A 13,043-nucleotide genomic window follows, 5' to 3' on the forward strand; every position below is an offset into this window, starting at 1 on the left:
GATGGCGTATAGTGAATCAATCTGCCTTTATTTAAAAAAGGTTGGGTTGATTCTTTTTTCATTTTTGGTTTCCATACAGCCTTTTTCCGTTGCCAATGGAAAAAGAGTGGGTGCAAATGAATTATTTTTCAGAATAAAATATTAATAACACACTAAAGAAAGGAGGGATCCTTTGGAACCTATCAAAATAACAGTAATAGGTGGAGGTTCATCATATACTCCAGAGCTTTTGGAAGGGTTGCTTGCGGAAGCTGACGTGCTCTCAATAAAGGAAATATGGCTGGTGGATATCCCACAAGGAGAGCGAAAGCTGCAGATCATGGATGCGCTGGCAAAACGTATGGTAAAAAAGTCCAAGCACGACATTAAGATCGTTTCTACATTGGATAGACGTGCTGCAATTAAGGGAGCAACCTATGTCATTACGCAAATAAGAGTAGGGCAGTTAGAAATGCGTCGACATGATGAGTACATCTCGATTAAGCATGGGGTTATTGGACAGGAAACGACTGGGGCAGGGGGGGTTATGAAAGCACTTCGTACCATCCCGGTAATATTAGGTATTTGCAAGGAAATGGAAGAGCTTGCTCCAGATGCCTGGCTGTTAAATTTTACGAATCCTGCAGGCATCGTTACAGAGGCTGTGCTAAAACACTCTACCGTTAAAGTGGTGGGGCTTTGCAATAATCCGATTAATTATTATAAGAAGTTCGCGAAAACGTATGACGTGGCAATGGAGGACGTGCGGATTAATTTCATCGGAATTAATCATTTAATTTGGATAACCGGATTGTATATTAAAGGAAAATCACACATTCAGGATGTTTTGACAGGTAAATCTGCCAGTTATGAGGCTGCAAATATACCTGACTTTGGCTGGGACCATGACTTTCTGCAGTCCCTCGGGGCGATTCCTTGCGGCTATCATAAGTATTACTACCAAACGGACACCATTTTGCAGAAACAGCTTTTAGAATATGAACAAAATGAAACACGAGCAGATCAGGTGAAAAAAGTGGAAGCAGAGTTGTTTGAGCTATACCAAGACCCAGATTTAGATAAAAAGCCTGAAGCCTTGGAACAACGAGGTGGCGCTTATTATTCGGAAGCTGCAGTTCGGCTTATTCATGATATTCATTTAAACACCCAGCAGATTCACACATTGAATGTACGGAATAATGGAGCAATTTCCTGCCTGCCGGATGATGTTTGTGTGGAGACCAATTGTGTTGTTGAGAACCATCAGATCACGCCACTGCAAACGTCAGAGGCACCAGCCCAAATCAGGGGCTTACTACAAGTCGTAAAGGCTTATGAAGAATTGACAGTAGAAGCAGCCGTAACGGGAGATAAGGGAATTGCAATTCAAGCCTTAACTATTCACCCGCTTATTCCATCGGCCGAGAAGGCAAAGCAAATTTTAGAGGAAATGCTGGCAGTTAACGAGCCTTATCTAAACGGAGAACCTTTTAACATAGGGATGTCAGCCACTATGGAGGTGAAGAGATGAAGATCACATTATTATGCGCGCTTGGAATGAGTACAAGTTTACTTGTTAAGAAGATGAACCAGGAAGCTGAAAAGCAATCAATTGATGCGGAAATTGAAGCACACTCTGTGGATGATCTTGAAAAGCAGCTCAAGACAGCAGATATCCTGTTAATTGGTCCGCAAATTCGTTACAAGAAAAACGCATTGTTTAAGCAGGCAGAGGAAGCAGGTGTGCCGATAGCGATCATCGACATGAAAGCATATGGCACGCTCGATGGAAAAGCAGTATTAGAGCAAGCATTAGATTTGAAAAAATAAAGAAACAAAGGGGAGAAGGTCTATGAAAGGGTTTCAAGCATTTATGGAACGTTATTTTATGCCTGTGGCTGGAAAATTGGCGGAGCAGCGCCATTTAAAAGCGGTGCGTGATGGGATTATTGCCGTTATGCCATTATTGATCATTGGTAGTATCTTTTTAATTATTTCTTCACCACCGTACAAACCATGGGCAGAATTTATGGCACCATTTGCACCTTCGCTTAGCATCCCGGTGGACGCAACATTCGGGTTGCTTGGCTTGATTGCTGTCTTTTCCATTGCTTATAACTTGGCTAAAAGTTATGGCATGGATGGTCTTTCAGCAGGTGTGTTAAGTACCGCAGCATTTTTTGTTGCAACCCCTTTAACAGAGGAAGGAAATATTCCGCTTAACTTAATGGGCAGTGAAGGACTATTTATCGCCATCTTACTGGCCATTACCACAGTGGAGATCTTCCGCTTTTTCGAGAAACGAAACATTGTGATCCGCATGCCAGACACTGTGCCACCCTCCGTATGGCGAGCCTTTACAGCGCTCATTCCCGGCGCTGTGATCATAACCTTGGTATGGGGCGTAGATCTATTACTTCGATCTAGCTGGGATTTATCATTGCATGGAATTGTGGGAGCGGTGCTACGCGAACCACTGCAAATGCTTGGTGGTAGCTTCTGGGGAGCCATGATCGCCATTTTACTTATCCACCTGCTTTGGTCTTTTGGGATTCATGGGATTTCTGTTGTAGCAAGTGTCATGGCACCAATTTGGTATAGCCTAACAGATGAAAATATTGCAGCACAACGAGCAGGAGAAGAACTTCCACACATTGTTGGCCAGCCTTATATGGCGATTTGGTGGGCAGTCGGGGGCTCGGGGATGGCGTTGGCACTTACACTGCTCTTTCTGTTCCTGGCAAAATCCAAGCATCTTAAAGGACTTGGAAGAGGATCAATCGGAGCAAGCATTTTTAATATTAGTGAGCCAGTTATTTTTGGTGCACCGGTTGTCATGAACCCGTTATTAATCATTCCGTTTATTCTAGCACCGCTCGCAGTTGGTATCATAACGTATTTCTCCATGTCGATCGGTTTAGTTGGGAAGCCATATGTTATAGTGCCATGGACCATGCCACCACCTTTATCCGGGATTTTAACGACAGGTGATTTTCGTGGAGGTATCCTTATGCTGGTGAATATTGCGGTAGCGATGTTTATCTACTTCCCGTTCTTTAAATTATATGATAAACAGCTTCTAAAAGAGGAAGAAGAGAGAAAAGAAACAGCTGCGGCAGCTAAGGAAGAGGAGGCGTAACACGTTAATGCAGCAAAGCAAAAGACAAGTAATCGTCAATGCAGATGATTTTGGGATGACACCAGGCGTGACAGCGGGCATTTTATATGCACATCAATTTGGGATAGTCACAAGCACGACAACAATGGTGAACACCACTTTTGCCGAACAGGCTGTTGAACTTGCCAAAGGACACCCTAATTTAGGTGTTGGATTGCATTTTGTATTAGATGCCGGGAAACCAATCTCTCGGCATGTCCCAAGTCTAGTAGACACAAGCGGCTACTTCTTGAAGGGGGAAGTTCTAAGCAATTCTGCCAGAAAAGAAGAGATAAAGGTGGAATTACTTGCGCAACTTGATTTACTACGGCAATGGTATCCGCATGTTACCCATATTGACAGTCACCACCATAAGCATTTGCATATTCCACAAGCGCTGGAAGCTGTACTCGAGGTTGCCGAGGCGTACAGCTTACCAGTGAGGTCCTTTTCAAAAAGTAGCTGGCAGAAGGTGAGAAGTACAGATTATCTGCATTATGATTTTTATGAAGAAACTGTGCAACCTGCTTTTTTGGAAAATCTCATTACTTCCACTGAAGATGGCGTGAGTGAAATCATGTGCCATCCAGCATTTTTGGATACATGGCTTTTAGAAAGAAGCAGTTACACCGAGACACGGATGAAGGAACTCGAACTTCTAACAGATAAAAACGTGAAGCACCTCTTTATTTCTGAATCTATTGAGCTCATACATTTTGGAGGAATACATGATGAACATAAATAATTTATCGATGCAAATTATCTTGCATGCAGGGAACGCCAAGGGAATTTTACACGAGGCGTTAGAAAAAGCAAGGAGTGGAAATTTCTCTGAAACAGATCACTTGCTCGAAGAAGCTTCAGAAGAACTTCTTAAAGCGCACAAGGTGCAAACATCCTTTATTCAAGAAGATGCACAAGAAAAGTTAGGTGTTCTCCCTGTCATTTTAGTACATGCCCAAGATCACCTTATGACCGTAATGTCGGAAAAAACACTTATAGAAGAAATGATATATCTGTATAAAAGGCAAGATAGGATGGAGCGAATGGTAGAGAAGTGGATGGCTACAAAGGAGATGGAGAAGTTTGATTAATATTAGTTAGGGGTGTTTTTTATGAAACGACGTCATATCTTAGTACTTTGTTTTGTATTACTCTTTAGCCTGTTTGGGGGAGGGAGTAATCATCGTGCAGAAGCTAGCCAAACAAGTAAGAAGAAAGCGAGTGTTAAACCGGGAGTAGAGGTGTTAATGGAAGACCATTTAGATTGGCTGGAGGGAAAACGTGTTGGCCTCATAACGAACCCAACGGGAGTAGACCATGAATTAAACAGTACGATTGACTTACTTTACGAACATCCTGACGTTAATTTAACCGCCTTATTCGGGGCTGAACATGGCATAAGAGGGGACCAGGAGGCAGGCGAATATGTTGAGTCTTATATTGATGAGGAAACAGGACTGCCCGTATACAGTTTATATGGATCAACCTGGAAGCCAACCGAGGAAATGCTGGAAGAAGTAGATGTCCTTTTATTTGATATTCAGGACATTGGTTCCAATGTATATACCTATATCTATACACTTGGATTTGCCATGGAGGCCGCAGGGGAGATGGATAAAGAATTAATCGTACTTGATAGGCCAAATCCAATTGGTGGAGAGAGGGTTGAAGGGCCACTTCGTTCAGCGGATGCTGTGAGTTTTATGGGGAGATTCCTCCTGCCTGTCAGACACGGAATGACGCCAGGTGAATTGGCAACAATGTGGAACCATGAGTATAGCATGGGCGTTGATTTGAAAGTTGCTGAAATGAAAGGCTGGAAGCGGGATATGCATTTTGAAGATACGGGACTTCCTTGGATACTCCCATCACCAAATATTCCAACACAAGAATCCGCATACCTTTATGCTGGAACTGAACTTGTCGATGACACAACGCTTTCTACTGGTCTTGGCACTACCAAACCATTTGAACAGGTAGGTGCACCGTGGATCGATGCTGAAGCGCTTGCTGAGGAAATGAAAAGTCGAGAATTAGCTGGTGTAAATTTCCGCCCAGCATACTATACACCGATGTTTGGTAAGTATGAAGGCGAGCGAGTAGCAGGAGTACAGGTCCACATAACGGATCCGTCCTCCATCAATTTGGTTGCACTTGGTTTACATTTAGTCGATGCCATGAGAGATCAAAATCCTGAGGAATTTGAAATGACAGCAAGCTATACCAATCTAATTGGTGATCCGGAAGTACCTCAGATGATTCTAGATGACATGCCAGTATCGGAAATTATGGCATCGTGGAAAGAGAAACAACAGGAGTGGGTAAGCGAAGTTAGGAACCGATATTTAATGTATGGCCCTTATCCCAAGGGAGCCAAACCGTATAAAAAGCAAGCGGTTCTTGGGATCTTTCCACTTGATTTAACTGCAGCACCAGGGGAGCCTGTGGATTTAACAGTAAAAGGCTATGATAAAAACGGAGAAAAGATGACGATTGCACAAGAGGACGTGGATTGGGAGCTAGATGGATTGGACGGCAATATTGAGAACGGCACATTTATAGCGGATCAGGATGGGTCGGGAATCGTACGTGCTTTTTATGAAAAGTTAAAAGCAGAACGTACTGCTGTTATTTCAACGCCTTTGTTGGAAAACATTCGCTTCGGTCTCCAGTCTGGCTATTCTAGAGTTGTGCTCGACCTAAATAAAACAACAACCAATTATGAAATAGAAAGAGGAGAGGATCGCCTGTTTATAAAAGTTCCGTACGGAGGAATACAAGGACAGTTAGATCCGAACGGAGGGACGATCCAGATAAATAACAGTCCAGTGCTGTCCCAAATAGATTATTATACGGAAGAGGATTCCATCGTAGTAGAGCTACATGTAGATGGAGACGTTGCCTACGAAACACCTGGTTTTTCATCTAGAATCGTAGTTGACCTGCAACATTAAAAAAACAAGCCTGAGCTACTAGATAGTTGCTCAGGCTTGTTTTTTGTTTTGGAGTTACTTTTTAAAAATTGGCTGATGATTCACTATCATGCCTGTGGCTTCAAGTGTGTCGCTGTCGCTTTAGTTTTAGCGTTCACGCTTCAGAATGCGGCGCTGTCGCTTTAGTTTTTAGCGTTCACGCTTCAGAATGCCTCTTCCATGCTTCGCTTCACGATTCTACTTATTCAAAATCACCAATTGAAATATATTTGGTTTCCAAGTATGGCTCAATTCCTTCAAGTCCACCTTCACGACCAAGGCCACTTTCCTTCATACCACCAAATGGGGCATGTGCTGCAGATGGGCCACCATCGTTCCAGCCGAGAATACCATACTCAAGCTGTTCGCTTAGATACGTACCTGTTTTATAATTGTTCGTGAAGTAGTAGGCAGCAAGGCCAAATGGTGTATCGTTAGCTATTTCAATGGCTTCGTCTATCTGCTTAAAGGTAGTAATTGGAGCAACTGGGCCAAAGGTTTCCTCATGCATAATATCCATGTCGGTTGTGACTTTTTTTAAAATAGTAGGGTGGACGAAGAAGTAGCCTTTCTCTTGGTTTGCATCATATTCATCACCAAGTAGTACCTCCGCACCCTTTTGCTTCGCATCTTTTACATGGGCCACGATTTTATCATAGCCATCTTCATTAATAATTGGCCCGATCGCTACATTTTCTTCTAGACCATTGCCAACTTTAAGCTTTCTTGTTTCTTCGACGAGTTTTTCAGCAAATTCGTCTACTACATCTTCATGCACAATAATCCGATTTGCGCTGACACAGGTTTGGCCAGCGTTACGGAATTTAGTAGCAATGGTTTGTTTTGCCGCTAGATCTAAATCTGCATCTTTTGCTACGATAAGAGGTGCATGGCCGCCTAGCTCCATTGTTGCATTTTTTACAGTGCTGGCACTACCCTCGATTAATTTTTTACCGACTGAAGTGGAGCCAGTGAACGTAATTTTGCGCACATATTCACTTTCGGTAAACAGTTTGCCAATCTCACTTCCGGAACCAGAAACGTATTGAATAACATCCTCCGGGATTCCGGCTTCATGTGCAAGCTCAATTACTTTAATGCCGGATAGCGGAGTTTCTGATGCAGGCTTGACTACAAAGGTACAGCCAGCTGCTAAAGCAGGCGCAGCTTTTCGCGTCATCATTGCCGCCGGGAAGTTCCACGGGGTGATGGCTGCAACTAAACCAATGGGTTCCTTCTGCACAATAATGCGCTTGGATTCCGTGTTAGCAGGAACAGTGCGTCCATAAATTCGCTTTGCTTCCTCTGCATACCATTCGATAAAGCTAGCCGCATAGGCTACTTCTCCTTCTGACTCTTTTAAAGGCTTTCCGTTTTCTAATGTCATAAGTTCCGCAATTTCTTGCTTGTTTTCATGTAATTTAGATGCCCAGGCATTTAAGAGACGTGCACGCTCATGGGCATTAACTTTTTTCCATGAAGCAAAGCTTTCCTTTCCTTTACGCAATGCTTCTGTTACTTCCTCTTCCGTGAATTTTTTAATTTCTTTAATGAGCTCCCCTGTTGCGGGATTCATTACTTTTATCATATCTGCCAAGATTATTCACTCCTTTAAAATTGTTCCTATCCTGTTAGTTCCCTTTTTTAAGTAATCAAAAACAAAAAAACAGTCCTAGCAAAATGAGGACTGTTTGACTATGCTTATAAGACACCACTATCCATCATGTCGACAACATCATCAATGGAAAATTCTTTGCCTTCTAATATGTTTTTCTTCTTTTCTTCAATGGATGAGGGTTGCATTGGTACCTTTAATGGCTGCTTTGATTCCTGCACAAGCGAAATGGTATAAACCTTCCCTTCCATTTTAAAAAGGGCATTATCTTTTTCGATAATTGTTTGTAAAAACTTTTCTTCATTCTCATTTAACCGCTTCACTTCAGGCACCTTCCCTCTAAATAACTATATATAGTACTAGTTGTTTACCCCAGTTTAAATTTCCTTAAACCTTTTCTTTATACATTTCGTTAAAAACTTTTATTTCTGAGCGTGCACCGACCAATATGTTGAAAGGCTATGGAAAGAAAAGAAGCAAACAGAGCACACATTATCTCTATATTTTCATTCTGACTTTGCTATAATGAATGCAGATAAAATAAGAGAGTGGAGGTTTTTGGATGTATAATGCACCGTTATTTTTACAACCCGTTTTACAGGAAAGAATCTGGGGAGGACAGAAGCTACAACAACTCTATCAATATGAGCTTCCATCTGCACAGACAGGAGAGGCGTGGGTGATTTCTGCCCATCCAAACGGTCCCAGTATAATTCGGAATGGACCTTTAGAGGGAAAAACACTTGCAGATGCCTGGGAGAAGCATGGAGAGCTTTTTAATAAAAATCAGGATAATGTGGAAGCGTACCCACTGCTAGTAAAAGTATTAGACGCTAATGACGACCTTTCTGTTCAAGTGCATCCAGATGATAGGTTTGCTCGTGAGGAAGAAGGGGAGCCTTATGGGAAAACAGAGTGCTGGTATGTGCTAGAGGCAGAGCCAGGCGCTGAACTAGTGTTAGGCCATCATGCCAAAACAAAGGCAGAACTAGAAGATATGATAGATGAGGGAAAATGGAATAACCTCCTGCAGTACATACCCGTTAAAGCAGGCGATTTTGTCTATGTGCCAAGTGGGACAATCCATGCGATCGGTAAGGGCATTGTAATACTAGAAACACAGCAAAGCTCGGATATCACATACCGGGTCTACGATTACGACCGAACGGATGCCAAAGGGGACACAAGGGAGTTGCATTTAGAACGTGCAAAACAGGTTACTACCGTTCCTCATAAAACTCCTGAGTTGACGAAACAGAAAGAGCAAGAGGAAGGGCTTCTTTCCACAAAGCTTGTAGAGGAGAAGTATTTTACAGTGTATCACTGGAAGCTTGACGGACAGGTACAGCGGAAACTGGACGTTGATTTCCTGCAATGCAGTGTGATAGCGGGGGAAGCGGAAATTACTATACAAGGTGAAACCTTCCCAGTTGAAAAAGGAGAGCATTTTATCCTGCCAAATGGTGTGACAGACTATCAGATTTCTGGAAAAGCAGAATGGATTGTTTCCCACACGTAATTGTCGAACTCCCGTCACAAAAAAAGCGCCTACGTTTGGTAAAATGGAGCAAAGAGATCGCTTAAGGGAGAACAGAAATGAATCTATCAGAACGCATGCAGGAAGCTGACTATTATATTTTTAATGTATATAAAGAGCTCGGTAAAGCAGAAGAGGAAATAGAGGAGCGCCGGGCTGCGGTTCAACAAGAACTTAAAGAAACGGGGACATATGTTCAGACGACAGAGGAGCTGGCACAAGGGGCCAAAATCGCATGGCGAAACAACAATCACTGTATTGGAAGGTTGTTTTGGGACAAGCTCGAGGTTGTGGATGCAAGACATGTAACATCTGAGGATGCTGTTTTTCAAGCATTGTTTACCCATATAGAACAGGCGACGAATAACGGCAAGATTAAGCCTCGTATTACTATTTTTCCGCCTGAGCATAATGGGGAAACCCGCGTTCGGATCTGGAATCACCAATTATTTCGCTATGCAGGGTATCAAACAGAGGATGGAATAGTGGGCGATCCTGCGTCGCTTGCTTTCACGGAGAAGTGTCAGCAGTTAGGCTGGCAAGGAGAAGGTACAGCCTTTGATTTATTGCCAATTGTGGTGCAGATAGGCAATGAAGCACCAACCTATAGAGAAATACCAGAGGAGCTTGTATTAGAGGTACCCATTCGCCATCCGGATTTTTCGATCTTTCATCACTTGGAAGTAAAATGGTATGCGGTACCCATTATATCAGATATGTTTTTAGAAATTGGTGGCATTCCGTACCCTGCAGCTCCGTTTAATGGCTGGTATATGGGAACAGAGATTGGTGCCAGAAACCTTGCAGATGAGAACCGCTATAATCTACTTCCACATGTTGCCAAACAGTTAGGTCTGAATACAAAGCATTTAAACACATTATGGAAAGACCGCGCACTTGTAGAGTTAAATGTAGCAGTATTGGATTCTTATAAAAAACATGGTGTAGCGATAGTGGATCACCATACTGCCGCAAAGCAATTTAAAGTGTTTGAGAACAATGAAAAAAAGGCCGGACGAACCGTTACAGGAAAATGGGCCTGGCTTATTCCGCCACTTTCGCCGGCAACAACGCATATTTTCCATAAACCGTTTGACAACACCGTCAACAAGCCAAACTATTTTTATCGAGACAAGGTTATATATGAATGATGAAAAGACAGCTGCCTGGCTGTCTTTCCTTATTTAAGAATATGAAGTAGAAATCGTACCATTGTTTTAAATAATATAGTATGATGAGAATATTAAAACAGTTTTTGTGTATTAATACAAAATATCTAAGGTGAATGGGTGGGGGGAAGATAATATGTTGGAATTATCAATCAACGAAGCTGAACGGTTAAGGATAGTGGCGCACGCACTATCATCTGAGATTCGATTGCAAATGATAAATTTGCTGAATTCTGGTAATATGAATATCCATCAGTTGGCCGAAGCACTTAACATACCGGTTTCTACTGCTGCCTCTCACGTGAAGGTGTTAGAACAATCCGCATTGATTCAAACAGAATTAAGACCTGCCAGCAGAGGGGCAATGAAGGTTTGTACGAGGAACTTCGATGACATACATATTCAATTAAACGAGAAAACGGGCTTTGATATCACAAATAAAAGTTATGAGCTGGAAATGCCTATTGGTCAATATACAGATTTTCAGGTTGCTCCTACTTGCGGAATGGCAAGTCAGGATGCGTTTCTTATACCAGAGGATGAACCTGTTCATTTTTATAGTCCTGAACGTTCTAAAGCGCAGATCATGTGGACTCGTAAAGGATATTTCGAATATAAGTTTCCGATTGTTATCCCCCATGGAGCAGTGGTGAAATCAGTGGATATTTCTATGGAGATATGCTCTGAAGCGCCGAACTATGATCATAATTGGCCATCGGACATAACGTTATGGCTCAATGGGATAGATATAGGAACATGGACAAGTCCAGGCGATTATGGGAACCGACCTGGAAAGTTAAACCCTGCCTACTGGACGGAGACAACAAGTACTCAGTACGGTACGCTCAAAACCTGGAGCATTACCGAAACGAAGACCATGATTGACAGTTTTCATCTATCAGAATGCGGGATAAAAGACCTTGCACTGCTAGAAAGTGAATTTTTATCGTTAAAAGTTGGAATAAAAGAAGACGCCGTTCATAAAGGCGGAATGAATCTCTTTGGTAAGGAATTTGGCGATTATGCTCAGGATATTAAATTAAAAATTGATTTTGTGTAACACATTATACTCTATATAAATAAAAATCGACTCTCTATTTTTAGGAGTCGATTTTTTTATAACCAAAAGTGTGTATTGAATTGACAAATTTAATGTGGGAAAGTTTTTAACATCCAATCCTAAACCTAATTTATTATTTTAAATATTTATTGACTTTTCAGAAATGTAAGCGTATTATTTGTCTTAAGTTACAGAAAATCAAGTTTAATACATAATTTATGTATTAATGAAAGGAGGGCATTTAATGATAAAAAAGACTTTCCTATTGTTGAGTTTTTTCGTAATGGTACTAATGATCACCGCTTGCTCCGGTCTAGATAGACTCGTAAGTGGGAATAGCGCTGACGTTCCAGAGGGCGCTACAGAAATTGTGATGTGGAATTTATTTGCCGGAGGAGATGCCGCATACATGCAGGAAATTGTAGATAAATACAATAACAGCCAAGATACGTATTTTATTAATAACGTCCAACAGGAGTATGAAGAATATTATACAAAATTACTAACGAGTCTTGGTGCAGGGAAGGGGCCCGATATCGCTGTATCACATGCACATACCTTGCCAGAGTTGGTAAATCTGGATGTGGTGGAAAAGTTGGATAGTTTGGCAGAAGAGGTTGGGATTGACTGGACTGAATATAACAAAAATATTTTGGAAAGTACCATGTTTGATAACCAGCATTATGCAATTCCAATTGATACACATCCACATATCTTCTACATCAACAACGAGCTTGTAGGAGAGGCGGGGCTCTTGAATGATGATGGGACTTTGAAAATGGACAAAACACCTTCTGGTTACCGAGATTTTTTTAATACATTAAAAAATGAGTTGCCTGAGGGTAAGTTCCCGTTTGCCTTTGTGACAGCTGGGGTGGATAGCTTTCGCCATTGGTGGTCGTACTATAGCCAGCTTGGTGGGGAACATATCGTGACAGAAGATCTAGAAAATCCGACTTACGCTCTAGATACTGAGAAAGCAATTGAGGCAGCAGAATACATGCTTAAATTCTGGTATGAAGATGAAGTTATTCCATTAAATCTGGCTGACTTTTATAGCGATTTTCAATCAGGCAAAGCTGCTACGATTGCGACAGGCGTGTGGTCAACTGGTACGTGGGAAAATACAGAGGATTTGGAGATTACTGCCATGCCACTCCCAAATATTTTTGGTGAGAAAGGAGCATGGGGTGGTTCCCATACGCTTGTCATTCCTTCCTATGAAGAGACAGACCCAGTAAAACAAAAGGGAGCTTTGGAGTTTATGAACTATGCAGCGGATGAAGGTGCGATCTGGGCAAAGGCCGGCCATATCCCCGCAAAGGATACAGTAGTGGAGTCCGAAGCATTTCAGGAGATGCCCTATCGAGAGGATTACGCACAGACTGCGGACTACATTAATTTTATGGATCGAACCATTTATGCAAGAGCAATTAACGACATCATGGTTCGGAATCTAGATTTAATTTGGACGAAAGAGGTAACACCTGAAGAAGGATTCCAACTTGTTGAAACTGAAGTAAAAGATTTAATTGCCGATTAATTTCATGC

General features: G+C 42.0%; 12 protein-coding genes. 10 read left to right on the forward strand and 2 right to left on the reverse strand.

Features of this window, described 5'->3' with window-relative positions:
- Positions 1–172: 172 nt before the first annotated feature.
- The 6 genes from ACTWPF_RS05425 to ACTWPF_RS05450 are packed head-to-tail and all read left to right on the forward strand — an operon-like array spanning position 173 to position 6,093.
- Complete coding sequence (locus tag ACTWPF_RS05425; RefSeq protein WP_443148586.1) at positions 173–1,510, forward strand: 6-phospho-beta-glucosidase; 1,338 nt, start codon at positions 173–175, stop codon at positions 1,508–1,510.
- Positions 1,507–1,809: a PTS sugar transporter subunit IIB gene (locus ACTWPF_RS05430; protein WP_106897554.1), complete on the forward strand. Its 303-nt coding sequence runs from the start codon at positions 1,507–1,509 to the stop codon at positions 1,807–1,809. The genes ACTWPF_RS05425 and ACTWPF_RS05430 overlap by 4 nt, the downstream gene beginning before the upstream one ends.
- A 22-nt stretch (positions 1,810–1,831) precedes the next feature.
- A complete protein-coding gene (gene celB, locus ACTWPF_RS05435; RefSeq protein ID WP_443148587.1) occupies positions 1,832–3,118 on the forward strand; it encodes a PTS cellobiose transporter subunit IIC in 1,287 nt (428 codons plus the stop codon).
- 7 nt (positions 3,119–3,125) lie between these two features.
- Positions 3,126–3,881 (forward strand): ChbG/HpnK family deacetylase, encoded by a 756-nt coding sequence (locus tag ACTWPF_RS05440; RefSeq protein WP_443148588.1) that lies wholly within the window; start codon positions 3,126–3,128, stop codon positions 3,879–3,881.
- Positions 3,868–4,230, forward strand: a complete 363-nt coding sequence (locus tag ACTWPF_RS05445; RefSeq protein ID WP_443148589.1) for a PTS lactose/cellobiose transporter subunit IIA — start codon at positions 3,868–3,870, stop codon at positions 4,228–4,230. The genes ACTWPF_RS05440 and ACTWPF_RS05445 overlap by 14 nt, the downstream gene beginning before the upstream one ends.
- 21 nt (positions 4,231–4,251) lie before the next feature.
- Complete coding sequence (locus tag ACTWPF_RS05450) at positions 4,252–6,093, forward strand: exo-beta-N-acetylmuramidase NamZ family protein (protein ID WP_443148590.1); 1,842 nt, start codon at positions 4,252–4,254, stop codon at positions 6,091–6,093.
- A gap of 220 nt (positions 6,094–6,313) precedes the next feature.
- On the opposite strand, the gene ACTWPF_RS05455 is transcribed toward ACTWPF_RS05450, so the two are convergent.
- Positions 6,314–7,708, reverse strand: coding sequence for an NAD-dependent succinate-semialdehyde dehydrogenase (locus ACTWPF_RS05455; RefSeq protein WP_443148591.1), 1,395 nt, complete (start codon positions 7,706–7,708; stop codon positions 6,314–6,316).
- A 104-nt stretch (positions 7,709–7,812) separates the two neighbouring features.
- On the reverse strand, positions 7,813–8,049 hold the full coding sequence (locus ACTWPF_RS05460; RefSeq protein WP_147380280.1) for a hypothetical protein: 237 nt from the start codon (positions 8,047–8,049) through the stop codon (positions 7,813–7,815).
- Positions 8,050–8,288: 239 nt separating this feature from the next.
- Between ACTWPF_RS05460 and manA the strand changes: the two genes are divergently transcribed.
- The 4 genes from manA (at position 8,289) to ACTWPF_RS05480 (ending at position 13,035) form a co-directional block, all read left to right on the forward strand.
- Positions 8,289–9,245 (forward strand): mannose-6-phosphate isomerase, class I, encoded by a 957-nt coding sequence (manA, locus tag ACTWPF_RS05465; RefSeq protein ID WP_443148592.1) that lies wholly within the window; start codon positions 8,289–8,291, stop codon positions 9,243–9,245.
- Between the two features lie 77 nt (positions 9,246–9,322).
- Positions 9,323–10,414 carry a nitric oxide synthase oxygenase gene (locus tag ACTWPF_RS05470; RefSeq protein ID WP_443148593.1) on the forward strand — a complete coding sequence of 364 codons (1,092 nt, stop codon included), beginning with the start codon at positions 9,323–9,325 and terminating at the stop codon, positions 10,412–10,414.
- Positions 10,415–10,568: 154 nt separating this feature from the next.
- The gene (locus ACTWPF_RS05475) at positions 10,569–11,492 is read left to right on the forward strand and encodes an ArsR/SmtB family transcription factor (protein ID WP_058950595.1); all 924 of its coding nucleotides are present in this window, start codon (positions 10,569–10,571) and stop codon (positions 11,490–11,492) included.
- 244 nt (positions 11,493–11,736) lie between these two features.
- Positions 11,737–13,035, forward strand: a complete 1,299-nt coding sequence (locus tag ACTWPF_RS05480) for an extracellular solute-binding protein (RefSeq protein WP_443148594.1) — start codon at positions 11,737–11,739, stop codon at positions 13,033–13,035.
- Positions 13,036–13,043 lie beyond the last annotated feature (8 nt).

Origin of the sequence: Oceanobacillus sp. M65, assembly GCF_052246275.1 — a bacterium.
Classification (GTDB): Bacteria; Bacillota; Bacilli; order Bacillales; family Amphibacillaceae; genus Oceanobacillus_B; species Oceanobacillus_B jordanicus.